At 72.0% G+C, this 24,106-nt stretch carries 27 protein-coding genes, 1 tRNA gene and 1 pseudogene; 12 read left to right on the top strand and 17 right to left on the bottom strand.

Translation table 11 applies throughout. The features are described from left to right. The first annotated feature begins 30 nt into the window (after positions 1–30). Complete coding sequence (locus BQ6202_RS02100; RefSeq protein WP_072312823.1) at positions 31–321, top strand: WXG100 family type VII secretion target; 291 nt, start codon at positions 31–33, stop codon at positions 319–321. Between the two features lie 336 nt (positions 322–657). Here the strand turns inward: BQ6202_RS02100 and groL are convergent, their stop codons facing one another. From groL to BQ6202_RS14525, 3 genes are all read right to left on the bottom strand, one after another. Further along, positions 658–2,277, bottom strand: a complete 1,620-nt coding sequence (gene groL, locus BQ6202_RS02095; protein ID WP_072312822.1) for a chaperonin GroEL — start codon at positions 2,275–2,277, stop codon at positions 658–660. Positions 2,278–2,385: 108 nt separating this feature from the next. Then, positions 2,386–2,943: a LytR C-terminal domain-containing protein gene (locus BQ6202_RS02090; RefSeq protein ID WP_072312821.1), complete on the bottom strand. Its 558-nt coding sequence runs from the start codon at positions 2,941–2,943 to the stop codon at positions 2,386–2,388. Then, positions 2,940–3,401, bottom strand: a complete 462-nt coding sequence (locus BQ6202_RS14525) for a DUF3263 domain-containing protein (RefSeq protein ID WP_083586805.1) — start codon at positions 3,399–3,401, stop codon at positions 2,940–2,942. The genes BQ6202_RS02090 and BQ6202_RS14525 overlap by 4 nt, the downstream gene beginning before the upstream one ends. 86 nt (positions 3,402–3,487) lie before the next feature. Between BQ6202_RS14525 and msrB the strand changes: the two genes are divergently transcribed. Next, positions 3,488–3,889, top strand: a complete 402-nt coding sequence (gene msrB / locus BQ6202_RS02080; RefSeq protein ID WP_072312820.1) for a peptide-methionine (R)-S-oxide reductase MsrB — start codon at positions 3,488–3,490, stop codon at positions 3,887–3,889. A gap of 13 nt (positions 3,890–3,902) precedes the next feature. Here msrB and BQ6202_RS02075 read toward each other — a convergent pair whose 3' ends face one another. Next, positions 3,903–4,541 carry a TetR/AcrR family transcriptional regulator gene (locus BQ6202_RS02075; RefSeq protein WP_072312819.1) on the bottom strand — a complete coding sequence of 213 codons (639 nt, stop codon included), beginning with the start codon at positions 4,539–4,541 and terminating at the stop codon, positions 3,903–3,905. Between the two features lie 86 nt (positions 4,542–4,627). Between BQ6202_RS02075 and BQ6202_RS02070 the strand changes: the two genes are divergently transcribed. Further along, positions 4,628–5,839, top strand: coding sequence for an MFS transporter (locus BQ6202_RS02070; RefSeq protein ID WP_083586803.1), 1,212 nt, complete (start codon positions 4,628–4,630; stop codon positions 5,837–5,839). Here the strand turns inward: BQ6202_RS02070 and BQ6202_RS02065 are convergent. After that, complete coding sequence (locus BQ6202_RS02065; RefSeq protein WP_083586801.1) at positions 5,757–6,713, bottom strand: DMT family transporter; 957 nt, start codon at positions 6,711–6,713, stop codon at positions 5,757–5,759. The genes BQ6202_RS02070 and BQ6202_RS02065 overlap by 83 nt on opposite strands. Positions 6,714–6,753: 40 nt before the next feature. Then, complete coding sequence (locus BQ6202_RS02060; protein ID WP_072312818.1) at positions 6,754–7,275, bottom strand: GNAT family N-acetyltransferase; 522 nt, start codon at positions 7,273–7,275, stop codon at positions 6,754–6,756. A gap of 75 nt (positions 7,276–7,350) precedes the next feature. Here BQ6202_RS02060 and BQ6202_RS02055 point away from each other — a divergent pair. Continuing rightward, positions 7,351–7,422 (top strand) — tRNA-Thr (locus BQ6202_RS02055). A gap of 93 nt (positions 7,423–7,515) precedes the next feature. Continuing rightward, positions 7,516–7,749 (top strand): hypothetical protein, encoded by a 234-nt coding sequence (locus BQ6202_RS02050; RefSeq protein ID WP_072312817.1) that lies wholly within the window; start codon positions 7,516–7,518, stop codon positions 7,747–7,749. 92 nt (positions 7,750–7,841) lie between these two features. Here the strand turns inward: BQ6202_RS02050 and BQ6202_RS02045 are convergent, their stop codons facing one another. Continuing rightward, positions 7,842–8,822: a DsbA family protein gene (locus BQ6202_RS02045; RefSeq protein ID WP_072312816.1), complete on the bottom strand. Its 981-nt coding sequence runs from the start codon at positions 8,820–8,822 to the stop codon at positions 7,842–7,844. Beyond that, complete coding sequence (locus BQ6202_RS02040) at positions 8,822–9,739, bottom strand: DsbA family protein (RefSeq protein WP_072312815.1); 918 nt, start codon at positions 9,737–9,739, stop codon at positions 8,822–8,824. Before BQ6202_RS02040 ends, BQ6202_RS02045 begins: the two co-directional genes overlap by 1 nt. 169 nt (positions 9,740–9,908) lie before the next feature. Here BQ6202_RS02040 and BQ6202_RS02035 point away from each other — a divergent pair, with 169 nt between their 5' ends. Further along, the gene (locus BQ6202_RS02035) at positions 9,909–10,982 is read left to right on the top strand and encodes an ABC transporter ATP-binding protein (protein WP_072312814.1); all 1,074 of its coding nucleotides are present in this window, start codon (positions 9,909–9,911) and stop codon (positions 10,980–10,982) included. Between the two features lie 102 nt (positions 10,983–11,084). Here BQ6202_RS02035 and BQ6202_RS02030 read toward each other — a convergent pair whose 3' ends face one another. Then, entirely contained in the window at positions 11,085–11,864 is a 780-nt protein-coding gene (locus BQ6202_RS02030) for a DsbA family protein (RefSeq protein ID WP_072312813.1), read from the bottom strand. Positions 11,865–11,898: 34 nt separating this feature from the next. Between BQ6202_RS02030 and BQ6202_RS02025 the strand changes: the two genes are divergently transcribed. Continuing rightward, a complete protein-coding gene (locus tag BQ6202_RS02025) occupies positions 11,899–13,203 on the top strand; it encodes a DUF4032 domain-containing protein (RefSeq protein WP_072312812.1) in 1,305 nt (434 codons plus the stop codon). Here the strand turns inward: BQ6202_RS02025 and rlmB are convergent, their stop codons facing one another. Together rlmB and cysS are read right to left on the bottom strand one after the other, a co-directional pair. Beyond that, the gene (gene rlmB, locus BQ6202_RS02020; RefSeq protein ID WP_072312811.1) at positions 13,204–14,178 is read right to left on the bottom strand and encodes a 23S rRNA (guanosine(2251)-2'-O)-methyltransferase RlmB; all 975 of its coding nucleotides are present in this window, start codon (positions 14,176–14,178) and stop codon (positions 13,204–13,206) included. It lies immediately after the preceding gene. Then, positions 14,175–15,599, bottom strand: coding sequence for a cysteine--tRNA ligase (gene cysS, locus BQ6202_RS02015; protein WP_072312810.1), 1,425 nt, complete (start codon positions 15,597–15,599; stop codon positions 14,175–14,177). Before cysS ends, rlmB begins: the two co-directional genes overlap by 4 nt. Before the next feature lie 202 nt (positions 15,600–15,801). Between cysS and BQ6202_RS15100 the strand changes: the two are divergent. Continuing rightward, positions 15,802–16,125, top strand: a pseudogene (locus tag BQ6202_RS15100) (amino acid permease); the annotation flags it as partial. 18 nt (positions 16,126–16,143) lie between these two features. On the opposite strand, the gene ispD reads toward BQ6202_RS15100, so the two are convergent. Beyond that, the gene (ispD, locus tag BQ6202_RS02005; protein WP_072312646.1) at positions 16,144–17,310 is read right to left on the bottom strand and encodes a 2-C-methyl-D-erythritol 4-phosphate cytidylyltransferase; all 1,167 of its coding nucleotides are present in this window, start codon (positions 17,308–17,310) and stop codon (positions 16,144–16,146) included. A 91-nt stretch (positions 17,311–17,401) separates the two neighbouring features. On the opposite strand from ispD, the gene BQ6202_RS02000 reads away from it, so the two are divergent. Then, complete coding sequence (locus BQ6202_RS02000) at positions 17,402–17,890, top strand: DUF1648 domain-containing protein (protein WP_072312647.1); 489 nt, start codon at positions 17,402–17,404, stop codon at positions 17,888–17,890. Positions 17,891–17,988: 98 nt separating this feature from the next. On the opposite strand, the gene BQ6202_RS01995 is transcribed toward BQ6202_RS02000, so the two are convergent. After that, positions 17,989–18,477: a CarD family transcriptional regulator gene (locus BQ6202_RS01995; protein ID WP_072312648.1), complete on the bottom strand. Its 489-nt coding sequence runs from the start codon at positions 18,475–18,477 to the stop codon at positions 17,989–17,991. Between the two features lie 196 nt (positions 18,478–18,673). On the opposite strand from BQ6202_RS01995, the gene BQ6202_RS01990 reads away from it, so the two are divergent. Further along, a complete protein-coding gene (locus BQ6202_RS01990) occupies positions 18,674–19,135 on the top strand; it encodes a hypothetical protein (protein ID WP_072312649.1) in 462 nt (153 codons plus the stop codon). A 7-nt stretch (positions 19,136–19,142) separates the two neighbouring features. Here the strand turns inward: BQ6202_RS01990 and BQ6202_RS01985 are convergent, their stop codons facing one another. Both BQ6202_RS01985 and BQ6202_RS01980 read right to left on the bottom strand, forming a co-directional pair. Beyond that, positions 19,143–19,829 (bottom strand): response regulator transcription factor, encoded by a 687-nt coding sequence (locus tag BQ6202_RS01985; RefSeq protein WP_072312650.1) that lies wholly within the window; start codon positions 19,827–19,829, stop codon positions 19,143–19,145. Continuing rightward, the gene (locus BQ6202_RS01980) at positions 19,826–20,974 is read right to left on the bottom strand and encodes a sensor histidine kinase (RefSeq protein WP_072312651.1); all 1,149 of its coding nucleotides are present in this window, start codon (positions 20,972–20,974) and stop codon (positions 19,826–19,828) included. Before BQ6202_RS01980 ends, BQ6202_RS01985 begins: the two co-directional genes overlap by 4 nt. A gap of 165 nt (positions 20,975–21,139) precedes the next feature. Between BQ6202_RS01980 and phoU the strand changes: the two genes are divergently transcribed. Then, a complete protein-coding gene (phoU, locus tag BQ6202_RS01975; protein WP_072312652.1) occupies positions 21,140–21,835 on the top strand; it encodes a phosphate signaling complex protein PhoU in 696 nt (231 codons plus the stop codon). A 75-nt stretch (positions 21,836–21,910) separates the two neighbouring features. On the opposite strand, the gene BQ6202_RS01970 is transcribed toward phoU, so the two are convergent. Beyond that, positions 21,911–22,657: a phosphoglyceromutase gene (locus BQ6202_RS01970; RefSeq protein ID WP_072312653.1), complete on the bottom strand. Its 747-nt coding sequence runs from the start codon at positions 22,655–22,657 to the stop codon at positions 21,911–21,913. 33 nt (positions 22,658–22,690) lie between these two features. Here BQ6202_RS01970 and BQ6202_RS01965 point away from each other — a divergent pair, with 33 nt between their 5' ends. Beyond that, positions 22,691–23,584 (top strand): SAM-dependent methyltransferase, encoded by an 894-nt coding sequence (locus BQ6202_RS01965; protein WP_072312654.1) that lies wholly within the window; start codon positions 22,691–22,693, stop codon positions 23,582–23,584. A gap of 179 nt (positions 23,585–23,763) precedes the next feature. Here BQ6202_RS01965 and BQ6202_RS01960 read toward each other — a convergent pair whose 3' ends face one another. Further along, a complete protein-coding gene (locus tag BQ6202_RS01960; protein ID WP_072312655.1) occupies positions 23,764–24,078 on the bottom strand; it encodes a GIY-YIG nuclease family protein in 315 nt (104 codons plus the stop codon). Positions 24,079–24,106: the final 28 nt, after the last annotated feature.

Here is a 24,106-nt window from a genome sequence, read left to right as displayed (position 1 = left end):
GCGGATGCTCCGCGCGGGAGTGAGGGGATCATGACCAGGTACGTCGTCGACGCCGACGCCATCCACAAAGCGCACATCGCGGTGCGGGGCACCGCCAGCAGGGTGCAGGCCGAGGTCTCGGCCATGCACAGCCACCTGCAGGCGCTGCAGGACTCGTGGAGCGGGCAGGCCTCCGTCGCGTTCCAGGGGGTCGTGCAGGAGTGGCGGGCCACGCAGGTGCGCGTCGAGGAGTCGCTCGCGAGCATCAACGAGGCGCTCGCGCACGCTGGCCGCCAGTACGACGAGGTCGAGCAGGGCAACCTGCGGATGTTCGCCGCGTAGCGCGGGCGCCGTCGCGAACGGAGGACGCGGGCCCGTGGATGCGCCGATCCGTCCTCCGCTCGGGACTGTGCGGCGCATCCGTCCTCGTCTCGCGACACCCGGCCGGTCGAGGAGCGCGCGAGCCGCAGGCTCGGGCTCCCGTCGGTCGAGGAGCGCGCGAGCCGCAGGCTCGCACGCGTCACGAGACGCGGGAACGACGAAGGGCCCCAGCATCGCTGCTGGGGCCCTTCGCGCGATGGAGCTCTGGGTCTCGTGACGCGAGCGGCTGCGCCGCGCGCTCCTCGACCCTGATGCCTCCGCGCTCAGGTCCGCGGTGCGGACCTGAGCGCTACGGCATCAGAAGTCCATGCCACCCGTGGGGTCGGCCTGCATGGGCGCCGACTTCTCGGGCTTGTCGGCGACGACTGCCTCCGTGGTGAGGAAGAGGCCAGCGATCGACGCGGCGTTGGCGAGCGCCGAGCGCGTCACCTTCACCGGGTCCGAGATGCCCGCAGCGAGCATGTCGACGTACTCGCCGGTCGCGGCGTTGAGGCCGAAGCCGACCTCGAGGCCACGCACCTTCTCGACGACGACGCCCGGCTCGAGGCCAGCGTTGAGCGCGATCTGCTTCAGCGGAGCGTCGACGGCCACCTTGACGATGTTCGCGCCGGTCACCTCGTCGCCCGTGAGCTCGAGGTGCTCGAAGGCGGTCTTCGCAGCCTGGATGAGCGCGACGCCACCACCGGCGACGATGCCCTCCTCGACAGCAGCCTTCGCGTTGCGCACTGCGTCCTCGATGCGGTGCTTGCGCTCCTTGAGCTCGACCTCGGTCGCAGCGCCGGCCTTGATGACGGCGACGCCACCGGCGAGCTTCGCGAGGCGCTCCTGGAGCTTCTCGCGGTCGTAGTCGCTGTCGGTGTTGTCGATCTCCGAGCGGATCTGGCGCACGCGGCCGGCGATGGCGTCGGCCTCGCCGGCGCCCTCGACGATCGTGGTCTCGTCCTTGGTGATGACGACCTTGCGCGCACGGCCCAGCATGTCGAGCGTCGTGTTCTCGAGCTTGAGGCCGACCTCCTCGGAGATCACCTGGCCGCCCGTGAGGATCGCCATGTCAGCGAGCATGGCCTTGCGGCGGTCGCCGAAGCCGGGGGCCTTGACGGCGACCGACTTGAAGATGCCACGGATCTTGTTCACGACGAGCGTCGCGAGCGCCTCACCGTCGACGTCCTCGGCGATGATGACGAGCTGCTTGCCCGCCTGGATCACCTTGTCGACGACCGGGAGGAGGTCCTTGATGTTCGAGATCTTGGAGTTGACGATCAGGACGTACGGGTCCTCGAAGACCGTCTCCTGGCGCTCGGGGTCCGTCACGAAGTACTGCGACAGGAAGCCCTTGTCGAAGCGCATGCCCTCGGTGAGCTCGAGCTCGGTGCCGAAGGTGTTCGACTCCTCGACGGTGACGACGCCCTCCTTGCCGACCTTGTCGATGGCCTCTGCGATCAGCGCACCGATCTCAGGGTCAGCGGCCGAGATCGAAGCCGTGGCGGCGATCTCCTCCTTGGTCTCGACCTCCTTGGCGTTCTTGAGCAGCTGCTCGGACACCGCGGCCGAGGCCTTGTCGATGCCGCGCTTCAGGCTGATCGGGTCGGCGCCTGCCGCGACGTTGCGCAGGCCCTCGCGGACCAGCGCCTGTGCGAGGACGACCGACGTGGTCGTGCCGTCACCGGCGACGTCGTCGGTCTTCTTCGCGACCTCCTTGACCAGCTCAGCGCCGATCTTCTCGAACGGGTCCTCGAGCTCGATCTCCTTGGCGATCGAGACACCGTCGTTCGTGATCGTGGGGGCGCCCCACTTCTTCTCCAGCACGACGTTGCGGCCACGCGGGCCGAGGGTCACCTTCACCGCGTCGGCGAGCTGGTTGAGTCCACGCTCGAGCCCGCGGCGGGCCTCTTCGTCGAATGCGATCATCTTTGCCATAGCAGTCTGGTCCCTCCTGGACGCCAGTACGTTCAATTGGCACTCCACCTGAGTGAGTGCCAATGCCAAGTCTGGCACTCGTACGGGTCGAGTGCAAGCAGCGCAGGGCTACGGAGCGGGAGTCTCGCTCGTCGGCGCGTGCTCGAGCTCGCCGTCGTCGCGCGGCTCGACACTCGGGGCGACGCCCACCGCATCCGCCGCCACCACGATCGTGATGGGCGTGCCGGAGAGCCGACCCTCGGAGAGCTGTACCTCACCGACGCCCAGCTGCGCAGCGAGGCCGCGCGCGACGGGCGCGAGCTCCTCGCTGTCGAACCACACGACGGTGCGCTCGCCCTGCTCCGAGCTCGTGGCGGTCGCGACGACATCCCACCCGGCGTCCGAGAGCGCCTGCCCGATGCCCGCTGCGAGGCTCGGCTCGGGCGAGGCGTCGAGCACGGTGATGGATGCGTCCAGCGCGGGGTCGATCGCGGCCGGGTCGGTCACGGTCTCTGCCGCGGCGGTCTCAGCCGGGACGACCTCGCGAGGCCGGAGCGTGTCGAGCGCGAAGAGGCCGACGGCGGTGAGCACGATGGCCGCGGCGAGCGCCGCCAGCAGGATGCCCCAGCGCGGCCAGCCTCCGCGCGCGGTCGAGCGATGCGCCCCGACGCGGTGCGAGCGCCTCATCGACCCTCGCGCAGGCGCAGCAGCCGGCGCACGAGCATGGGGTCGTGGCGCACCGCATCCTGCGTCTCGAGCAGGCCGTCGAGCACCTGGTAGTAGCGGGTGGTCGACCAGCCGAACTCGGCGCGGATCGCGCGAGCCTTCGCGCCGCCGTGCTTGACCCAGTCCGCCTCGAAGTCGAGCACGCGGCGGATGCGCTGCGCACGATCGTCGGCGGCCTGCGGTGCCGGGGCGGAATGCGCGCGCGCGTCGTGGCCGGGCGCATCGGGTGCCGACGCATCCCTCGTCTCGTCGGACCGCCCGGGAAGCGCTGCCACGGGCGCGATGTCGGTGGCCTGATGCACACTCGTGCGCGGAGCGGCAGCATCCTGCCCCTCGGTGCGCGACTCGGCGGTCGCGAACGCGAGGGCAGCCGCCTCGTCGGCGGAGCCCTGCCTGCGAGGCCGCGGCTGAGTGGACATGCTGTCGATCCTACGACTGCGCGCGGCGGCGCCTGTCGCGAAACGCCTGGAGCGAACAGGCGCGCCAGCGGTCGTACCCTGGAGTCATGAACGAGCGCATCGAACGGTCCGACTCCGAGTGGCGCGAGTCCCTCTCGCCCGAAGCCTTCAAGGTGCTGCGCGAAGCGGGCACGGAGCGACCGTGGACGGGCGCGCTGCTCGACGAGCAGCGCCAGGGCGTCTACACCTGCGGCGCGTGCGGGAACGAGCTGTTCCGCGACGAGACGAAGTTCGACGCCGGCTGCGGCTGGCCGAGCTTCTACGAGACCGTGCGCGAAGACGCGGTCGAGCTGATCGAGGATCGCACGCTCGGCATGGTGCGCACCGAGGTGCGGTGCGCGAAGTGCGGCAGCCACCTGGGCCACATCTTCGACGATGCACCGCAGACGCCGACGGGCGACCGCTACTGCATGAACTCCCTCGCGCTGAACTTCACCCCCGAGAGCTGAGCGACCCAGAGGGTCAGCTCTCGGCCTGCGCAGCGATGGCCGCTCGCGCGAGCCGTCGGCCGACGGCGATCGGATCCGCCGGCGTGCCGCGCAGGAACGCCGCGAGGGTGCCCGAGTAGGCCAGCTGGACGGCGTCTGCCAGATGCTGCGGGTCGCTCGCGAGCGGGCGGGCGAGCTGCAGGAGCCGCTCGCCGAGCAGCGCCGTGTCCTCTGCGAGCGCCGCGGCGATGGGTTCCGATGCGTCGCGCAGCTCAGCGCTCGCCGCGAGGAACGCGCACCAGCGCGCCGGCTGGTGCGCTGAGGGCTGCTCGGAGCGCTGCTGCTCGGAGCGGGGCGACTCGGTGCCCGCGACGCGGCGATCCCCGCCTCGGTAGTCGGCGAGCGCGTCGAAGATCGCGAGCAGTCGACCGGTGTCGTCGTCAGCCGCCAGCACCCGGCGATCCCAGACCTCGCGCCAATCGCGCAGGCGCGCCTGGAGCGCGGCCGCGACCAGGCCGTCCTTGGTGCCGAAGTGGGCATAGAGCGTCGCGGCTGCGACCTCGGCCTCGCGCAGCACCTCGTCGACGGGCGTCGCACGGATGCCGCGGTCGAAGAGCAGGCGGTCGGCGGCGAGCAGCAGTCGCTCGCGGGCGGCTGGTCGATCGACGTTCACGCTGCCACTGTAACGAGCGTTGCACTGCAACGTGCGTTCTGGTCTACTGAAACGCACGTTGCAGTCATCGAAGGAGAGGGGCTCGGATGCGCGGGCTCATCCTGAGCGGCATGGCGCTCATCGCGGCCACCTACGGGCTCGCGCGCTTCGGCTACGGCCTCTTCCTGCCGCAGCTGGGCGCCGCCTTCGCCCTCTCCCCTGCTGTCGCGGGCGTCGTGCAGTCCGGCAGCTTCCTCTCCTACTGCTTCGCCGCCGCGCTCGCCGCGCGCCTCGCGCCGCAGCCCCGCTGGACCATCGTGGCCGCTGGAGCCACCGCCGCTGCGGGTTCCGTCGGCATCGCGCTCGCGCAGAGCCCGGTCGCCCTGGCGGTGAGCGTCATCGTCGCCGGCGCCGGCGCGGGCTTCGCGAGCCCTGCGCTCGTCGCGCTCGTGCAGCGCGCGGTCCCCGCGGCGCGCGAGGAGCGCGCGCAGACGACCGTCAACGCGGGCACCGGGGTCGGCATCCTCGCCGCCGCACTGCTGCTCGTCGCGGCCGGCGACCACTGGCGCGCCGCCTGGGCAGGCATCGCGCTCCTCTCGGCAGGCGCGACCGTCGCGGTGCTGCTCACCGGCCGCCGCGCCGCGTCCGTCGGGCGACCGACGCCCGGGTCGCGACGCGGTGGTGCGGGCCTCGTGCGCGCCCTGGCCGCTCCGATCGCCGCCGCGCTGCTCGCCGGGGCGTCGAGCGCGGCGATCTGGACCTTCGGCAGCACCCTGCTCACCGACACCGCGCCGCTCGGCCCCGGCTCAGCCGTCCTGGCCTGGGCCATCCTCGGTGCCTTCGGTGCCGCGGGGGCGTGGGCGGCCCGCGTCGTGCAGGCGTGGAGCCTGCGAGTCGCGTGGGTCGCCACCACCCTCACGATGGTCGGCGCGACCCTCGCGCTCGGGCTCGGCCTCGGCTTCAGCGCAGACCCGGGCGTGCTCCTCGGCGCGGTGGCGCTCGTGGGTGTCGCGGCGTTCGGTGCCGGCTACACGGCGCTGAGCGGTGTGCTCATCGTGTGGGCGGCGCGGATCGACGCCCCGCGCGCTGCGCAGGGCACGGTCGTGCTCTTCATCGCGCTCGCGGTCGGCCAGTCGCTCGGCGCCGCGATGATCGGCGCGCTCATGGAGCCGCTCTCGCCCGCGGGTGCGTTCGCCGTCGCGAGCGCGCTGGGCGCCGCTGCCCTGCTGCCGGCGATCAGGCCCGGCGGGGGCGTCGGATCGCCGACACCGCTACCGCCAGGATCGTCAGGGCGGCGCCGAGCAGCGACCACGTCGTGACGGGGTGGTCGGCAGGCATGACGAGATCGAGCACGACCGAGGCGACGACCTGGCCGCAGATGGTCGCGAGGCCGAGCGCGAGCACGCCGAGGTGGTGCACCGCGACCGAGACGATCGCCATCACGATCACGCCCAGCACGCCGCCGACGTAGAGCCACGGCTCGGTCGGCAGCGGCTGCGCCTCGACGCCCGCGAGCGCCTGCACCCCGACGATGACCGCCAGCAGCGCAGTGCCGACCACGAAGTTCTGCGCGCTCTGCGCCACCGCTGATCCGGAGTGCCGCTGGACGAGGCCACCCATCGCCTGCTGCAGCGCCTGCAGCAGTCCCGCCACGAAGGGCAGCACGACGAGCCACACCGCGTCGACCTCGCCGGTCGAGACGAGCGCGAGCCCGACGGCCACGAGCGCGAGCAGCGCGCCGACGACCCGCGGCACGGTGATGGGCTTGCGCGCGAGGCCGCCGAAGGCCAGTCGGTCGACGGCGAGGCCGCTGATCGTCTGGCCGGCGACCTGCCCGACCGTGAACAGCGCGATGCCGATGATGCCCGCTGCGATGCCCTGCGAGGCGACGACGAAGGCCCCGATGCAGCCGGTGGTGAGGTACCACCACGGCATCGAGCCGTCGCGCACGACGGCGACGAGCCTGATGACGCCCGCGCGCGACTTCGGCGACACCAGCATGATGACCGAGAGGAAGGCGCAGCCGATCAGGAACGAGACGAGCGCCGCCAGCATGCCCTGGTCGAGCCGGACACCGAGCTCGCCGTTGACGCGCCCCTGGGTCGCGAGACCCGCGCCGGCGAGCACCGCGATGAGCGTCCACAGCAGGGGCCGGCGCGCGGCGGGCTGGTCGGTGCGTGGGATCTGGCTCACCGAGCAAGCCTAGAGCGGTATCAGACCCCTCGCGAGTGCGTCAGAGGGGTGGCAGCGACGGTGCCGGGTCGCTCGCGAGCCGCGCGAGCCGCACGACGTCGAAGCGCTCCGCGCGCCCGTGCCCGTCGACGTAGCGCAGCCGCTCGCGCTCGACGCCCTCCCGCACGAAGCCGGCGCGCTCGGCCACCGCGATCGAGGCGGGGTTGTTCGCACGCGCACCGAGCTCCAGCCGGTGGAAGCCCTCGGCGAAGAGCCGCCGCGAGAGGGTGTCGAGCGCGCGGCTCGCGAGCCCCGCGCCACGCGCGGCGGGAGCGAGCCAGTACGACATCCACGCGGTGCCGTGGCGGGCATCCCGCTCGGCTGCCATGACGCATCCGACCGCCTCGTCGTCCAGGGCGATCGCGAGCGCCTCGCCCGCGATCGCGGCGAGGTAGCGGCGCGCGTCGTCGACCGTCTCGAGCGGCGGCGCCTGCCGATGCAGATCGGCGGATGCGTGGAAGGCGGCGAGCACGGCGCCCGCGTCGCGCTCGGGCTGCCAGGGGCGGAGGCTCGGCGTCGGCACGGCTCCATCCTGCCAGCGCTGCGTGCACCGCCATCGGGCCTCGGTCGTAGGATCGAGGGGTGCCGCGAGGCACGCGCCTCCTTAGCTCAGTGGTAGAGCAACGCTCTTGTAAAGCGTAGGTCGTCAGTTCGATCCTGACAGGGGGCTCTGGGGCAGCGCGATGACGACGCACAGGGCCGGCGGCGTCCAGCTGGTCGGCGGGCCTCGCCCTCAGCGCGGTCGCGATGCAGACTGAGTCGCATGACGCAGCACGCTGGCGATGAAGACCCGGGTTCCTTCTGGCACCGCAGGAGACACGGGATCCGCTACCTGTACTCCGCTGCAGCAGCTGCAGGCGGCATCCTTCTCGCCGTGCGATACGCGAGCAGCGATGGCCCTGACGGCGAGTGGATGCTCGTCTGCGCACTGGTCCTCATCGGTCTCGGCGTCGTGTCTGTCCCGTTGTTCTGGTGGATGGACAAGCGCGGGCTGTGATCGAAGGGCGTGAACGCTGCCGAGTCAGCGTCAGCCGCACGACAGGTCGCGCCGGTGACCGCCTGGTGCTCAACGAGCCCGATGCTGCTCGACTACGAGGGGTTCGCGATGAAGGCCGCGAGCGCGTCAGGATCGCTGACGTCGCCCGCGAAGGTGATGCCGCCGACGATCACCGAGGGTGTGCCGCGCAGCGGCTCCGCGCCCTGCAGCGGCTGCTCGATCGCGCGCACCGTCGCCTGTCGCACCCACCACGCGAACTGCGCCGACTCGACGCACGTGCCGACGTCTGCGCCCTGCTCGGCCGCGAGCGCCGAGACCTCTGTCGCCTCGAAGGGGTGCCCCTGCAGGTGCGCGACGAGCGCGCTCTGGAACGGGCGGTAGGCCGCGGGGGCCGCATCGGCGACGCACGCGAGCGCGTTCGCACCGAGCGTCGACGCGTAGCCGCTGTCGATGGAGTCGCCAAGAGCCACCGGCAGGTAGGCGACGCGCGCCTGACCGCTGTCGGCCAGCTCGGTGAGCAGCTCGCCGCTCGCCTGCAGCAGCCGGTCGCAGTACTCGCACTGCGCGTCGATCACGACGAGCACCGCCCGCACGTCACCGTCGCGCGGAGCCGGCGACGGCTCGCCCGCAGCGGGCACCGGGTCGACCTCGACGACGCCCTCGCCGTCGAACGCGATGGCGTCGGCCATGTTGGCCGGCCCGTCGGCCGCGGCGAGGGTGACGATCTGCCCGCCGAGCCGCTGCTGGATGCCCTCGAGCTGCGGGTCGCGGATCACCCAGCGGCCCGAGACGAGCACCGTCTGCTCCTGCAGCTGGCGCTCGGTCGCGATCGCCTGCGCCTGGTCGGCGTCGGCGGCGAGGATCAGCTCGGTGTCGCTGCCGCACTGCGCGACCACCGGCGAGTCCTCCGTCTCGCGGTACTGCTCGACGAGCTCCGCGCATCCGCCCCCGGCCTCGAGGTAGGCAGCGCCCAGCTCACCGATCGTGGTGATCTGCGGCGCCGGCTGCGACGCGCACCCGGCCAGCAGGGTCAGCGCGAGCAGCGCGACCCCGACCGGCCGGGCGGCGCGCATCAGCCCTCGTCTGCGGGCTCGGTGGTCTCGGCCGGAGCCTCGGTCTCGGCGGGCTCCTCGCCCGTCTCACCGCTCTGCTGACCGGCTGCCGCCGTGACGAAGGCCGAGAAGCCTGCGGCGTCTGCCGCTGCGCCCGGGTACTGCTGACCGTTGACCAGCACCGTCGGGGTGCGGTCGGCGACGACGCCGTCCGTGCCAGGCAGCGGCTGCGTGCCCGCGCGCGTCGTGGCCTCGGTGACCCAGCTCATGAAGCGGCCGTCGTTGATGCACTCGGCGATCCCCGTCGTGGTGTCGATGCCCGCAGCCTCGGTGACGGCGATGATCTCGTCGTTCGAGAGGCCGGAGGAGGCCTCTGCCGGCTGGTTGTCGAACATCGCGGCGTTGAAGTCCCAGAAGCTGTCGGGCGCGAACTCGGCCACGCAGGCCGCAGCGGCGCCCGAGCGCGTCGAGAACTTCGTGCCGAGCGACGCGCGGTCCAGGATGGAGATCGGGTGGATCTCGACGGTGGCGGCACCGGTGCTGAGCAGCTGCTCGAGAGTGGCGGCGTTCGCCTCGTCGAAGTCACCGCAGATCGGGCACATGTAGTCCTGGTAGATCTCGATCTGGATGATGTCCTCGCGCGGCTCCGTCGGGGTCGGCTCCCCCTCCGCAGGGGTGGCGGCGGTGCGCTCGGCGACGAAGTCCTGGCCGATCACGATGCCGTTCGAGGCCATGTTCTCCGGCCCAGGCCCTGCGGGGCGGATGCTGTTGACGATCACGATGGCGACGATGGCGACGATCGCGACCGCGGCGACGATGATGCCGCCGATGGTGAGGCCCTTCTTGACGCGCTCCTTGCGGCGGCGCTCCTCCTGCATCTTGCGGGCCTGGTCGCGCGCCTGCGCGCGGCGCTCGTTCTTCGTCAGCTTGTCGCTCATGCGTCCTTGTCCTGTGTCGGCCGGGATCCGGCAGGAGACGCGATCCCATCACGCGCCATCTTCTAGGGTACCGGGCCTCGGGCATGCCAAGATGTCCCCGCGGGCGACGTCGCCCGCACCTGACACAACGGATCGTCCGGCACGTACCTGCCGGTGGAAGGAATCGACAATGGCGTCTGTGACGTTCGACAAGGCTTCCCGCGTCTACCCGGGCAGCACCAAGCCCGCCGTGGACCAGATCGACCTGGAGATCGCCGACGGGGAGTTCCTCGTGCTGGTCGGCCCCTCCGGCTGCGGCAAGTCCACCACCCTGCGCATGCTCGCGGGCCTCGAAGAGGTCAACGACGGGCGCATCATGATCGGCGACCGCGACGTCACCGACATGCCACCGAAGGATCGCGACATCGCGATGGTCTTCCAGAACTACGCGCTCTACCCGCACATGACGGTCGCCGAGAACATGGGCTTCGCGCTCAAGATCGCCGGCATCTCGAAGGAGGAGCGGGCGAAGCGCGTCGAGGAGGCGGCCAAGCTGCTCGACCTCGAGGCGTACCTCGGCCGCAAGCCCAAGGCGCTCTCCGGTGGTCAGCGCCAGCGCGTCGCGATGGGCCGCGCGATCGTGCGCCAGCCGCAGGTCTTCCTCATGGACGAGCCGCTGTCGAACCTCGACGCCAAGCTGCGCGTGCAGACGCGCACGCAGATCGCGTCGCTGCAGCGCCGACTCGGCGTCACCACGGTCTACGTCACGCACGACCAGACCGAGGCCCTGACGATGGGCGACCGCATCGCCGTGCTCAAGGACGGCCTGCTGCAGCAGGTCGGCACGCCGCGCGACCTGTACGGCGAGCCTGCGAACGTCTTCGTCGCCGGCTTCATCGGCAGCCCGGCCATGAACCTGATGGAGCTCAGCCGCCACGACCGCGGCGTGCACTTCGGCGACCACATCGTCGAGATCCCCCGCGACCAGATCTCGGGCGCGAAGGACGGCATCATCGTCGGCGTCCGCCCCGAGGACGTCTCGGTGGCCGAGCAGGGCCCCGGCCTGCCGGTGACGGTGGACCTCGTCGAGGAGCTCGGCGCCGACGGCTACCTCTACGGTCACGCAGACGTCGAGGGCAAGCGCGTCGACATCGTGGCTCGCGTCGATGGCCGCAACCACGCGAAGCTGGGCGACACCGTCTTCATCACGCCCGACCCGACGCACCTGCACGTCTTCGACAAGGAGACCGGCCAGCGCCTCTGAGGCGCAGACCGCTGCACCAGAGCGGCCCCGGGCTTCGGCTCGGGGCCGCTCTGGTGTCTGCGACGCAAGGCTCAGGGCGGATGCGCGAGTCGCGCGGGCGCGTCAGCGCTGCGACGCGATGAAGTCGGCGATCGCGCCGGGCTCACCGAGCCCATCCTCGAAGCGCTCGCCGTCGAGGTAGAAGGCTGGCGTGCCGGTGGGCGCGGGGACCTCGTCGACGACCGGGAGCGAGCGGTTCGACTCCCCTGCCGCCGCCGTGAAGGCGCGCAGCTCCACCCCCTCGACGCGCGCGGTGAGCTGCGCAGAGCTCGCCCCCGCCCCCGCGGCGATCTCGAGCAGCTGCGCGTCGGTGAGCCCCGGCTCGCCCGGCGCCGGCTGCGCCTCGAGCAGCGCTCGGTGGAACGCCCAGGCGGCCTCGGGGAACTCGTCGGCGACCGCCGCGAGCGCGTTCGCAGCTCGGGTGGAGTGCTCACCGGTCGAGGTGCTGTCGAGGAACGTGAGCGGGCGGACCTCGAGCGCGACCTCGCCCGCCGACACCGCGGCCTCGAGCTCGTCGCCGTGCGCGCTCATGAACGTGGCGCAGTGGGGGCACTGGTAGTCGACGTAGAGGATCGCGTGCGGCGCTTCGACGTCGGCCTCGACGCGCTCGGGGGCGGCCGCGGGCGTCTCCAGCACGCCGTCCGCCGTGAAGACCACGCCATGGCTGGCCATGTTGCGAGGCCAGACGAACCCGGTCGCCTCACCCGATGCATCCGGGCCCTGGCCCTGCTGCGCCTGCGGGGCACCGACCTCCGGCAGCGGCGGCGGCGTGATGCAGCCGGTGAGTGCGACCGCGATGACCGCGATCGTGGCGAGCGGGGCGAGAGAGACGAGGCGACGCATGGGATCAGGCTAGCGACGCGCCTACGATGGCGGCATGGCCTCTGACCTGCGGATCACCTCGTCGCTCATGGACGCCACGCTGCTCGACCTGCCGTGGGACCTGCCGCTCGACCAGTGGACCGACGACGACGTCGTGCAGCTGCCGAAGGGCATCTCGCGCCACCTCGTGCGCTTCGCGCGGCTCAGCGGCCGCGTCGTCGCGATCAAGGAGACGACGGCCGAGATGGCCAACCGCGAGTACGCCATGCTGCGCACGCTGCAGCGCCTCGACGTGCCCTGCGTCGAGCCGCTCGCCGTGATCGCCGAGCGCACCGACGCCGAGGGCGAGCCGCTCGCGGCAGTGCTCGTCACGCGGCACCTGCGCTTCTCGCTGCCCTACCGCGCGCTCTACTCCTCCTCGATGAAGGAGTCGACCGCCGAGCGGCTCGTCGACGCGCTCGCCGGCCTGCTCGTGCGCCTGCACCTCGTCGGCTTCTACTGGGGCGACGTGTCGCTGTCGAACACGCTGTTCCGGCGCGACGCCGGCGCCTTCGCGGCCTACCTCGTCGATGCCGAGACGGGCACGCTCGAGCAGGGCGGCCTCTCGGACGGCAGGCGCCTCGACGACCTCGAGGTGGCGCGCGTCAACATCGCCGGCGAGCTGCTCGACCTCGCCGCCGGTGATCGGCTGGACGAGTCGATCGACCCCGTCGCGGTGGCCGGCTCGATCGTCGCCAAGTACACCTCGCTCTGGCACGAGCTGCACAGCGACCAGGTGCTCCCGGCGGGCGAGCGGCATCGGATCCGCGAGCGCATCGAGCGCCTGAACGCGCTCGGCTACGACATCGGTGAGCTCTCGATCAGCACCGGCGACGGCGGCACGACGGTGGCGATCCGGCCGAAGGTCGTCGACCCCGGTCACCACCACCGGCGGCTGCAGTCGCTCACCGGCATCGACGCCGAGGAGAACCAGGCCAGGCGCATGCTCAACGACCTCGACGAGTACGTCGCGGTGCATCGCGACCAGCGGCCGAACGTCGGTGACGAAGCGCTCGCGAACGAGTGGTTCGAGCAGGTCTTCGCGCCGATCGTCCAGTCGATCCCGATCGAGCTGCGCGGCAAGCTCGAGGGCCCGGAGGTCTTCCACGAGGTGCTCGAGCACCGCTGGTACCTCTCGGAGCAGCGCCGCTGCGAGGTGTCGCTCGAGGAGGCCGCGGCCAGCTACATCGAGACGCAGCTCGCGTTCAGGCGCGACGAGGCCGCGCTGCTCGACGTGCCGCTCACCATGACGATGCCCGTCGTGACGCTGCAGGACAGCGACGACGAGGAGGACGAGCCGGACTGGCGCGACCTCGTCTGATCAGCGGGAGGCGCGGCGCTTCGCGACCTCGTACAGGGTGACGGATGCGGCGATGCCGGCGTTGAGGGACTCGGTCATCGACTCGATGGGGATCGAGACGATCGCGTCGCAGGTCTCCGCCACGAGGCGCGAGATGCCCTTGCCCTCGCTGCCGACCACCACGACGAGCGGGCCGTCGGCGAGCTCGAGCTCGTGGAGCGGCACGTCGCCGTCGCCGTCGAGGCCGATCACGAACATCCCCTCGCCCTTCAGCTCCTTGAGGGTGGCGGTGAGGTTCGAGGCCATCGCCACCGGCACGCGCGCTGCGGCGCCGGCCGAGGTCTTCCAGGCCGAGGCGGTGACGCCCACCGAGCGACGCTGCGGCACGATGACGCCCTGCGCGCCGAAGGCGGCGGCCGAGCGGATGATCGCACCGAGGTTGCGCGGGTCCGTGACGCCGTCGAGCGCGACGAACAGCGGGTTCTGGCTGCGGCTGCGCACGGTCTCGAGCAGGTCGACGGGGTGCGCGTACTGGTACGGGGGCACCTTGAGCGCGACGCCCTGGTGGACGGCGTCGTGGCCGGAGATGCGGTCGAGCTCTGGCCGCATCACCTCGAGCACCGGCACGCCGCGCTTGTTCGCGAGCGACAGGATCTCCTTGACGCGGTCATCCATCTCGAGACGCGCGGCGAGGATCAGCGAGGTCGCCGGGATCTTCGCCTTCAGCGCCTCGAGCACCGAGTTGCGGCCGGTGACCAGCTCGGAGTCGTCCTTCGCCGATGAGGGTTTGCGGTGGCGGGGCGGCTCGGGGCGACGGCCGCTCTTGCTCGAGGCGGCCTCGTAGCGCTCGCGCGCGGCCTTCCGCTGCCCAGCGGGGTGCCAGGAGCGATCCTCCGCCTTCGGCGTCGGACCCTTGCCCTCGAGCGACTTGCGGCCGTGCCCGCCGGTGCCCTTCAGCGGGCCCTTCTTGCGCGGGGGACGCTGCTGCTTGCTCATGCGATGCTCCAAGTGGTGGTGTCTCTGCCGTCCTCGACGAGGATCCCGGCTGCCGCGAGCGCGTCGCGGATGCGGTCTGAGGCGGCGAAGTCCTTCGCCGCGCGTGCCTCGCGGCGCTCCGCCAGCAGCGTCTCGACCAGGCTGGCCAGTGCGAACGACTGCGGTGCAGCGCGCTCGGCCGACACCCCAGACTGCCACACCGCGTCCTCCGGGTCGAGCCCCAGCACCTGCAGCATCGCCCGCACCTCCCCGGCGCGAGCGAGGGCGGCGGTGGTGTCGCCCGCGTCGAGGGCGACGTTGGCCGCCCTGGTGGCCTCGTGCAGCACCGCCACCGCCTGCGGGGTAGACAGGTCGTCGTCCATGGCCGCGCCGAACGCATCCGGCACCGGAGCGGCAGCGATGTCGCCCGCCCTCGCGGCCCGCTCGAGCAGCGACTCGATGCGACCGAAGGCGACCCCGGCCTCGGCGAGCGAGCCGCCCTCGAGGCTGCCCCCGTCGGTGCGCAGGTCGATGGTCGAGCGGTAGTGGCTCGCGACCAGGAAGTAGCGGGCGACGATCGGCCGCACCGAGCCGAGCAGATCCGCCGCGAAGATCGAGTTGCCGAGCGACTTCGACATCTTCTCGCCGTCGACGTTGACGAGGCCGTTGTGGCTCCAGACCTGCGCGAAGCCCAGCCCGGCCGCGCTCGACTGCGCCAGCTCGTTCTCGTGGTGCGGGAACCGCAGGTCGAGGCCGCCGCCGTGGATGTCGAAGGCATCGCCGAGGTACGTGCGGGCCATCGCCGAGCACTCGATGTGCCACCCGGGCCGGCCCGCGCCCCACGGCGACTGCCAGCTCGCCGATGCGGGCTCCTCGAGCTTCGCGGCCTTCCAGAGCGCGAAGTCGCGCGGGTCGCGCTTGCCCCGCGGGTCGGCGTCGGCGGCGGGCTCCATCTTGTCGATCGACTGCCGGGTGAGCGCGCCGTAGCGCTCCCACGAGCGCACGTCGAAGTAGACATCCGCCGAGCCGTCGAGCGCCGGGTAGGCGTGGCCGCGCTCGATGAGCAGGGCGATGAGCGCGTGCATCGCCGGCACGGATGCGGTGGCGCGCGGCTCGTAGGTCGGGGCGAGCACGCCGATGCTGCGGTACGCGGCCGTGAACTCGAGCTCGATGCGGTAGGCCAGCGCCCACCACGGCTCGTCGACCGCGTTGACGAGCACCTTGTCGTCGATGTCGGTGACGTTGCGCACGAAGGTCACGCGGTGACCCCGGTGCGTCAGCCAGCGGCGCCACACGTCATAGGCGACGGCGCTGCGCACGTGGCCGACGTGCGGCGACGACTGCACGGTCGGCCCGCAGACGTACATCGAGACCTCACCGGCATGCAGCGGCTGCAGGTCGACGACGGCCTGCTGCTTCGAGTCGTAGATGCGCACGGTCACGGTAGCCAAGGCTACTTGGCGCGCCGGGCCGGCCCCGTGCGGCCGCCCGGTGCGCTCCCCCGCCGCGCCGGCTGGTCGCCCTCGCACATCACGCGAACTCCGACCCCTCCCGCCAAATCCGACCTGGTGCACCGGGTCGGGCTCGGCGGAACGGGTCGGGAATCCGCAGGAGCGCGAGCGGGAGGCGGCGGGGACGCGGNACGCGCTCGGCTTCGGCTCGATGATCGGGTTCGGCTGGGTCGTGCTCACGGGCGGGTGGATCGACAACGCGGGCACGCTCGGAGCGGTGATCGCGATGGTGATCGGCGGCCTCATCATGCTGCTCGTCGGCCTCGTCTACGCCGAGCTGACCGCGGCCATGCCGAAGGCGGGCGGCGAGCACCACTACCTCATGCGCGGGATGGGCCCGCGGTGGGCGTTCGTGGGCTCCTGGGGCATCACCGGCGGATACATCGCCATCGTCGCCTTCGAGGCCGTCGCGCTGCCGCGCACGATCGCCTACATCGTGCCCGAGATCAACCAGATCCGCGGGAGCGGGAGAGCGCTAGTGCGCGCGGCGGATGAGCGCCGTCGCGACCGCCTGCACGCCCTCGCCACGGCCGATCGCGCCGAGCCCGTCGGTCGTGGTGCCGGAGACGCTCACGGGCGCGCCGACCATCGCCGACAGCGCCGTCTGCGCCTCGTCGCGGCGGGTGCCGATGCGGGGCCGGTTGCCGAGCACCTGCACCGAGACGTTCACCGGGGTCCAGCCGTGCTCGGCCAGCAGCTCGAGCGCCGCCCGCACGAAGACCGATCCTGCCGCGCCGGCGTGCTGCGGGTCGTCGACGCCGACGAGCCCTCCGATGTCACCGAGCCCGGCGGCGCCGAGCAGCGCGTCGACGATCGCGTGGCAGACGGCATCCCCGTCGGAGTGCCCGGCGAGCCCCTGGCCCTCCCACTCGAGCCCCGCGAGGCGCAGCGGCGCGTCGCCGCCGAAGCCGTGCACGTCGACCCCGACGCCGGTCCTGATGTCCATCGCTGCCCCCTTCGCCGATCCCCGCTCGCCCAGCAGCGATGCCGCTCGATCCGCGTCGGCCGCGGTCGTGATCTTGAACGCGAGCTCGTCGCCCGCCACCGGCACGACCTGCTCGCCGAGGGCCTGCACGAGCTGCGCGTCGTCGGTCGACGCGCCCCGCGCATCCGCCGCCGCCTCGTAGGCGCGTCGCAGCACCGCCGCCTCGAAGCCCTGCGGCGTCTGCATCGCGCGCAGCACCGAGCGGTCGACGATCGCGCCGAGCCCCGCGTCGCTCGCCTCGCGGATCGTGTCGACGACCGGAAGCACGGGCACGACCGCGAGCGCGCCCTCGCGCAGCGCCGCGCGCACGCGCTCGACCTGCGCAGGCGGCGTCAGGGCGCGCGCGGCGTCGTGCACGAGCACCCAGCGCGCGTCGCCCGCCGCAGCGAGGCCGGCGGCGACCGAGTCGGCTCGGGTCGCTCCCCCGGCGACCACTGCGGCGCCGACTCCGGCGCGCGCGGCGATCGCCGACGCATCCGCCTCGAACCCGACCGGCACGACCACGACGACGGATGCGGTGGACCCGGATGCGGCGAGCCCACGCAGCGCGTGCTCGAGGATCGTCGCGCCCGCGAGCTCGGCGAAGGCCTTCGGCACGCCACGGCCGAGCCGGGTGCCGCTGCCCGCGGCGACGACGATGATGGCGGTGTCGGTCACAGCGACAGCCTAGGTGGACGGCCGCGAGCGCGAGGCGACGGCGGTGCGGAGGCGCGCGCAGCTCGAGAGGCGGCCTCTAGGCTCGAGGGCGATGACCCGAGCAGCTCGCCCCGCCCGCACCTATGCCACGGGTGCGCTCACGCGGGTGACGCGCGGCATCGCACTGCTCGGCAGCGCCGCGACCGCCGCGTGGCTCGTGCTGCAGTACCCCTCGCTGCCCGACGTCATCCCGACGCACTTCGGCCCGGGCGGCGAGCCCGACGCCTGGGGCAGCAAGGCGAGCGTGCTGTGGCTCGCGGGCGTGGCGCTCGCGCTGGCTGCGCTCGTCGGCTGGATCTCGACGCGTCCGCGGTCGTTCAACTTCCCGGTGCCCGTCACAGAGCAGAACGCGCAGCGCCTCTACCGCGAGGGCGAGCGCACGCTGGTGTGGCTGCTGGCCGCGCTGACGCTCGTGTTTGCCGGCCTCGCGCTCATGGTGACCGGCGCCGGCGGTGTGGCACTGCTCGTCGTGGGGCTCGCCGGCACGATGGCGAGCACGCTCGTCGGCCTCGTGCGCCTGATGATCGTCACCGGCAGGTAGCGCAGGCACGCAGAGAGGCACCCGCCCTTGGGGAGCGGGTGCCTCAGCCCTGCACCGGATCGCTGCGGCAGCTCGCGCTGCGCGACGACCGGAGTGCGTCAGACTGCGGGCGCGAGCGCCTCGTCGAGGCGCGCGGCTGCGGCATCCTCATCGGTCTTCTCAGCGAGCGCGAGCTCCGAGACCAGGATCTGGCGCGCCTTCGCGAGCATGCGCTTCTCACCGGCCGAGAGGCCGCGGTCCTGATCGCGGCGGCTCAGGTCGCGCACGACCTCGCTCACCTTGATGACGTCGCCGGAAGCGAGCTTCTCGACGTTCGCCTTGTAGCGGCGCGCCCAGTTGGTGGGCTCCTCGGTGAAGTCTGCGCGCAGCACCTCGAAGACCCGGTCGAGGCCCTCCTCGCCGATCACATCGCGCACGCCCACCATGTCGACGTTGGCAGCGGGGACCTCGATCGTGAGGCCGCCCTGTGCGACGTTGAGCTTGAGGTAGGTCATCTCGACGCCCTTGACCTTGCGCACCTTGACCTCGGTGATCGTCGCAGCGCCGTGGTGGGGGTAGACGACTGTCTCTCCGACCTCAAAGTTCATCGAATGCTCCTCGTCATAGCCAGAACCTTGATTTTATCACAGCGTGTCGCTCGCCAGCGCCCGCCGACCGTGGTTGAATCACGCCCTTCTCGCGCCGGGCTGCGCCCCTTCGCGAGCGCGAAGCGGCCCGTACTAGACTCATCCAGACGGCGCCACCCGCACCTGATCGGCGTTCGTCACTGTCGAAAGGGTCCCCGTGCAGCCTCGCATCGCCGCCGCAGCAGCCGCAGCCGTCGTCGTCGCCTTCGCAGCGACCGGCTGCAACCTCCTCACGCCGCAGGCGACGACGATCGACTACGACCCGTCCGACGGCGTCTCGGGCCTGACGGGCACGGTCGAGATCCACAACGCGATGCTCATCGGCGAGCCCGGCGGCGACGCGCTGAGCCTCTCCACCACGTTCACGAACGCCGGCGAGGCGACCTTCGTCGAGGTGCGCTTCGAGGATGCGGTCGAGCAGGTGCGCGTCGCGGAGGGCGTCACGACCTACGGCTTCCCCGAGCAGCAGCTGGTGCTGCCCGCGCCGAGCGAGCTGACCTTCGGATCGCTCCACAACGTCTCGTTCACGGCTGACGGCGCCGAGCCGGTCGGCCTCGAGGTGCCGTCGATCTCGACCGAGGTCGTCGGCTACGAGACGCTCGCGCCCGTCGCCGAGTAGCAGCGGCTCAGCGCTCGAAGCGATACCCCAGCCCGCGCAGCGTCACGACGCGCGTCGGGTTCGAGGGGTCCTCCTCGATCTTCGCCCGCAGGCGCTTGACGTGCACGTCGAGCGTCTTCGTGTCGCCGAAGTAGTCGCTGCCCCACACCCGGTCGATCAGCTGCCCGCGCGTCAGCACGCGGCCGGCGTTGCGCATCAGGTACTCGAGCAGCTCGAACTCGCGCAGCGGCATCGCGACCTCCTCGCCGTCGACGTGCACGGTGTGGCTGTCGGCATCGAGCCGCACGCGGCCGATCTCGACCACGGAGTCGTCCTCGCCCTCCTCGTCGACCGCGCGGCGGCGCAGCACGGCGCGGATGCGCGCGATGAGCTCGCGGGTCGAGTAGGGCTTGGTCACGTAGTCGTCGGCGCCGAGCTCGAGCCCCACGATCGTGTCGACCTCGCTGTCCTTCGCGGTCACCATGATGATCGGCACCTGCGAGGTCTGGCGGATGTGCCGGCACACCTCGGTGCCGCTGCGACCGGGGAGCATGAGGTCGAGCAGCACCAGGTCGGCGCCCTGCTGCTCGAACATCTGCACCGCCGCGTTGCCGTCGGGCGCGTGGGCCGTCTCGTAGCCCTCGCGCTCGAGCAGGTAGGCCAGCGGCTCGGCGAGCGCCGTCTCGTCCTCGACGATCAGGATGCGCGTCGTCATGCAGTCTCCTTGTGGACAGGGGCGTGCGCGGCGGGGAGCCGCAGGGTGAAGGTCGAGCCCTGAGCAGGGCGCGACCAGAGCGTGACCTCGCCGCCGTGACTGACGGCGACGTGCTTCACGATACTGAGGCCGAGGCCGGTGCCGCCCGTCACGCGGCTGCGCGCTGGGTCGATCCGGTAGAAGCGCTCGAAGACGCGCTCCTGCTCCTCCGCCGCGATGCCGACGCCCTTGTCGGTCACGGCGATCTCGATGACGTCGTCGACGACGCGCACACCGACGCCCACGTGCGTGGCCTCCGGCGAGTACTGGACGGCGTTCGAGATGAGGTTCTGCACGGCCATCGTGACGAGCTCCTCCGAGCCGATCACCTCGGCCTCGTCGAGCACTCGGGGCATGATGCGGATGCGTTTGGCGTCGGCGAGCACGTGGTTGCGATCCACCGCCACGTCGACGATGCGCGAGATCGGGAAGCGCTCGGCCTCCTCGAGCGGGTCGTCGGCCTGGATGCGCGAGAGGTCGATGAGCTCCTTGGTCATGCGGCCGAGCCGGTCGGCCTCGACCTGCATGCGCTGCGAGAACGCCCGCACCCGCTCCGGATCCTCTGCTGCCGCCTCGATCGCCTCTGCGAGCAGCGCGAGCGCACCGATCGGGGTCTTCAGCTCGTGGCTGATGTTGGCGACGAAGTCCCGCCGCACCCCCGCGAGCCGCAGCTCTTCCGTGCGGTCGGCGACGAGCACGAGCATGAAGCGGTTGCCGAGCGGCGCGACGCGCGTGCGCAGCTGCATCTCGGTGCCGATCCCGATGCGGCCACGACGGTAGGTGAGGTCGAGCACCTCCGACTCCCCGGTGCGCCAGACGCGTCGCACCGCATCCGCCATCTCTCGCATGCGCAGCTCGCGGCCGTCGACGAGGTCGAGGGCGTCAGCGCCCGGCGACGACAGGATCACCTGGTTGGAGCCGTCGAGGACGATGCCCGCCGATTCGAGCACGTTGACCATCGCGACGATGCCGTCGGGGATCGGCTCGCTCGCGATCGCCATCACCTGGCGCCCTCGCTGCGCGGCGAGCCCCAGCAGATGCACGGAGCCGGCACCGAACGCGAAGCCGAGCAGGAGTGCGAGCAGCACGTACCAGGACGCATCCACCTGTCGATCGTATCCGGGCGGCGCGGCGCGAACCTCCCATCCGCACTGCCGCCCCCACAGGTTCAGGCGATGGACACTCGGCGGTAACCTGAGCGGGGAAGACTCGGAGTTCGACTCGTGCCCGGTCCCCCCGATGCAGCGAGGCACACCACAAGGAGCAGAAGCATGCGCGACGTATTCCAGCAGGAGCTCGCCGAGGTGCAGAACCGCCTCGTCGACATCGCCAACCACGTCGTGGTGTCGATCGAATCCGCCGTGCGCGCGTTCGGCGACTCGAACGTGCAGCTCGCCGAGCAGGTCATCGCGACCGACCCGGTGATCGACGACAAGGCCTCGTCCCTCGACGAGCTCGCGATCGACATCATCGCCCGCCAGTCGCCCGTCGCGCGCGACCTGCGCATCGTCGTCTCGGCGCTGCGCATCTCGGCCTCGCTCGAGCGCATGGGCGACCTCGCCCGCCACATCGCGATGCTCGCGCGCTACCGCTTCCCGATGCAGGTGGTTCCCGAGTCGCTGCAGCCGACCTTCGCCGAGATGGGCGCGCGCGACATCGAGATCGCCAAGATGCTGCGCGACCTGCTGGAGACGCAGGACCTCACGCTGGCCGAGCGCCTGCAGGACGCCGACGAGGTCGTCGACCAGCTGCACCGCGACGTCTTCGCGCACGTGCTCGGCACCGAGTGGGAGGGCGCGGCGCACACGACCGTCGACGCGACGCTCGCCAGCCGCTACCACGAGCGCTTCGCCGACCACGCGGTCGGCATCGCCAAGAAGGTGCAGTACCTCGCGACCGGCGACTGGGTCGGCGACGAGGATGCGCGGGCCGAGCTGGCATCGGAGCCGGTGCAGCCCGCCTCGTGACCTGACGGTCGCACGACCGACGACGAGGGCCCCGCAGCGCTGCGCTGCGGGGCCCTCGTCGTCGGTGCGAGCGGCTCAGTGCTTGCCCTGGTTCGCCACGGCGGCGGCGCCGGCTGCGGCGGCCTCGGGGTCGAGGTACTCCCCCGGGCCGAGCGGCATGTTGTCGTCGCCCAGCTTGTAGACGAGCGGGATGCCCGTGGGGATGTTGAGCGCGGCGATGTCGTCGTCGGAGATGCCGTCGAGGTGCTTGACGAGCGCGCGCAGCGAGTTGCCGTGCGCGGTGACGAGCACGGTCTTGCCGGCGTCGAGGTCCTCGGTGATCGTCGACTCCCAGTAGGGCAGGAAGCGGTCGATGACGTCCTTCAGGCACTCGGTCTTCGGCACCTCGCCGTCGATGTCGGCGTAGCGCGGATCGTCGGCCTGCGAGTACTCGTTGTCGTCGCTGATGGGCGGCGGGGGCGTGTCGAACGAGCGGCGCCAGATCATGAAGCGCTCCTCGCCGTACTGCTCGAGGGTCTCTGCCTTGTCCTTGCCCTGCAGGTCGCCGTAGTGCCGCTCGTTGAGGCGCCACGAGCGGTGCACCGGGATCCACGAGCGCTCGGCCGCGTCGAGCGCGATGTTGGCGGTCTGGATCGCCCGCGCGAGCAGCGAGGTGTAGAGCACGTCGGGCAGCAGGTCGCGCTCGCGCAGCAGCTCGCCGCCGCGCTTCGCCTCCTCTTGGCCCTTCTGGGTGAGACGGACGTCGACCCAACCGGTGAAGAGGTTCTTCTCGTTCCAGTCGGACTGGCCGTGGCGGAGCAGGATGAGGGTGCGCTCGGTCATGCGGCCAGCATAGTCAGCGCGCGTGGCGGGAGAATGGATGCCGTGGGCAGGGCTGGGAGCGCAGGAGCGAGTGTCGCGGGCACGCCGCAGGGGCGCATCACGCGCGGCACGACCGGCGTGAACCGGCTGCGGCGCGTCGACCGCTGGATCGCCGCGCACGCTGCGGCGCGCGTGCCCGGCTGCCTCGTGGTCGACCTCGGCTACGGCGCGAGCGCGACGACGAGCCTCGAGCTGCACGAGCGGCTCTCGCGCGCGAACCCCGCGGTGGAGGTGCTCGGGCTCGAGATCGATCCGGCGCGGGTCGCGCTCGCGACGGCCCAGCTCGCCGAGGCGCGCCTGGCCGGGCCGACGCGCTATGGGCGCGCCATCGCATCCGACGCCCGTGTCTCGTTCGCGCTGGGCGGCTTCGAGGTGCCGGCGCCGCGGCGGCCGCAGGTGATCAGGGCGATGAACGTGCTGCGGCAGTACGACGAGCACGAGGTCGCGGGGCACTGGGCGACGATGCTCGGGCGGCTCGGGCCCGGAGGTCTGCTCGTGGAGGGCACGTCCAACGAGGTGGGGCGCGTGTGCTCGTGGGTGGCGCTCGACGCCGAGGGGCCTCGGTCGCTGACGATCGCGCTGAAGGTCGACGAGCTGGGCAGCGACGCGATGGAGGCGCCGTCGGTCGTGCGCGAGCGGCTCCCGAAGGCGCTGATCCACCGCAACGTGCCGGGCGAGCGCATCCACGAGCTGCTCGCGGAGCTCGACAGGGCGTGGGCGATCGAGGCGCCGCTGGCCGACTTCGGCGCGGTGCAGCGCTGGGTGGCGACGGCGGGGCGGATGCGCGCGGCGGGCTGGCCGGTCACCGGAGGCCCCGCGCGCTGGCGGCTGGGCGAGCTGACGGTCGCGTGGTCGGCGGTCGCGCCCGCGCCCAGTCCCGCAGGTTGAGGAGGCCGCGGGCCGCAGGCCCCCGCAGCACCCCGCAGGTTGAGGAGGCCGCGGGCCGCAGGCCCCCGCAGGTTGAGGAGGCCGCGGGCCGCAGGCCCGCAGCCGTCACGAAACCGGAGCGCACCCCTCACGAGTTCGGCCTCATGACACGTGCGGGCTCCGCCCGCGCGCTCCTCGACCTACGTCACCCCGGGAGGCAGAGCGCGTTCCTCCCGCGCCCGCGCCCGCGACCCCGAGCCCGGGAGCGCATCCGCTCGCCCATCGATGAGCATCTGCCGCTTCCTGCGGCTCCAGCCCTGCACCTGCTTCTCTGCGGCGTACGCCTCGTCGATCCGGTCGAACCATGCGGCATAGACGAGCTCGACCGGCCGTCGTCGCTTCGTGTACTTCGCACCGGTCCCGGCGTTGTGCTCAGCGAGCCTGCGCTCGGCGTTCCAGGTGCTGCCGACGTAGAACGAGTCGTCAGCGCAGCGGAGGATGTACATGTAGGGCATGAGCGGAGGAAAGCGGATGCTCGGGGGC

Source organism: Agrococcus sp. Marseille-P2731 (assembly GCF_900117395.1).
Classification (GTDB): domain Bacteria; phylum Actinomycetota; class Actinomycetes; order Actinomycetales; family Microbacteriaceae; genus Agrococcus.
This window is presented reverse-complemented; position numbering and strand designations above follow the sequence as displayed.

Coding starts and splice junctions, on each gene's coding strand:
- BQ6202_RS02090 (WP_072312821.1), bottom strand. CDS start 2,943: ATGAGGCGCTCGCACCGCGTCGGGGCGCATCGCTCGACCGCGCGCGGA.
- BQ6202_RS02070 (WP_083586803.1), top strand. CDS start 4,628: ATGCGCGGGCTCATCCTGAGCGGCATGGCGCTCATCGCGGCCACCTAC.
- BQ6202_RS02100 (WP_072312823.1), top strand. CDS start 31: ATGACCAGGTACGTCGTCGACGCCGACGCCATCCACAAAGCGCACATC.
- BQ6202_RS01960 (WP_072312655.1), bottom strand. CDS start 24,078: ATGCCCTACATGTACATCCTCCGCTGCGCTGACGACTCGTTCTACGTC.
- BQ6202_RS01985 (WP_072312650.1), bottom strand. CDS start 19,829: ATGACGACGCGCATCCTGATCGTCGAGGACGAGACGGCGCTCGCCGAG.
- rlmB (WP_072312811.1), bottom strand. CDS start 14,178: ATGAGCAAGCAGCAGCGTCCCCCGCGCAAGAAGGGCCCGCTGAAGGGC.
- BQ6202_RS01995 (WP_072312648.1), bottom strand. CDS start 18,477: ATGAACTTTGAGGTCGGAGAGACAGTCGTCTACCCCCACCACGGCGCT.
- BQ6202_RS02045 (WP_072312816.1), bottom strand. CDS start 8,822: ATGCGCGCCGCCCGGCCGGTCGGGGTCGCGCTGCTCGCGCTGACCCTG.
- BQ6202_RS02035 (WP_072312814.1), top strand. CDS start 9,909: ATGGCGTCTGTGACGTTCGACAAGGCTTCCCGCGTCTACCCGGGCAGC.
- BQ6202_RS02030 (WP_072312813.1), bottom strand. CDS start 11,864: ATGCGTCGCCTCGTCTCTCTCGCCCCGCTCGCCACGATCGCGGTCATC.
- BQ6202_RS02040 (WP_072312815.1), bottom strand. CDS start 9,739: ATGAGCGACAAGCTGACGAAGAACGAGCGCCGCGCGCAGGCGCGCGAC.
- BQ6202_RS01965 (WP_072312654.1), top strand. CDS start 22,691: ATGGATGCCGTGGGCAGGGCTGGGAGCGCAGGAGCGAGTGTCGCGGGC.
- BQ6202_RS02000 (WP_072312647.1), top strand. CDS start 17,402: ATGACCCGAGCAGCTCGCCCCGCCCGCACCTATGCCACGGGTGCGCTC.
- BQ6202_RS14525 (WP_083586805.1), bottom strand. CDS start 3,401: ATGTCCACTCAGCCGCGGCCTCGCAGGCAGGGCTCCGCCGACGAGGCG.
- msrB (WP_072312820.1), top strand. CDS start 3,488: ATGAACGAGCGCATCGAACGGTCCGACTCCGAGTGGCGCGAGTCCCTC.
- phoU (WP_072312652.1), top strand. CDS start 21,140: ATGCGCGACGTATTCCAGCAGGAGCTCGCCGAGGTGCAGAACCGCCTC.
- BQ6202_RS01970 (WP_072312653.1), bottom strand. CDS start 22,657: ATGACCGAGCGCACCCTCATCCTGCTCCGCCACGGCCAGTCCGACTGG.
- BQ6202_RS02050 (WP_072312817.1), top strand. CDS start 7,516: ATGACGCAGCACGCTGGCGATGAAGACCCGGGTTCCTTCTGGCACCGC.
- groL (WP_072312822.1), bottom strand. CDS start 2,277: ATGGCAAAGATGATCGCATTCGACGAAGAGGCCCGCCGCGGGCTCGAG.
- BQ6202_RS02025 (WP_072312812.1), top strand. CDS start 11,899: ATGGCCTCTGACCTGCGGATCACCTCGTCGCTCATGGACGCCACGCTG.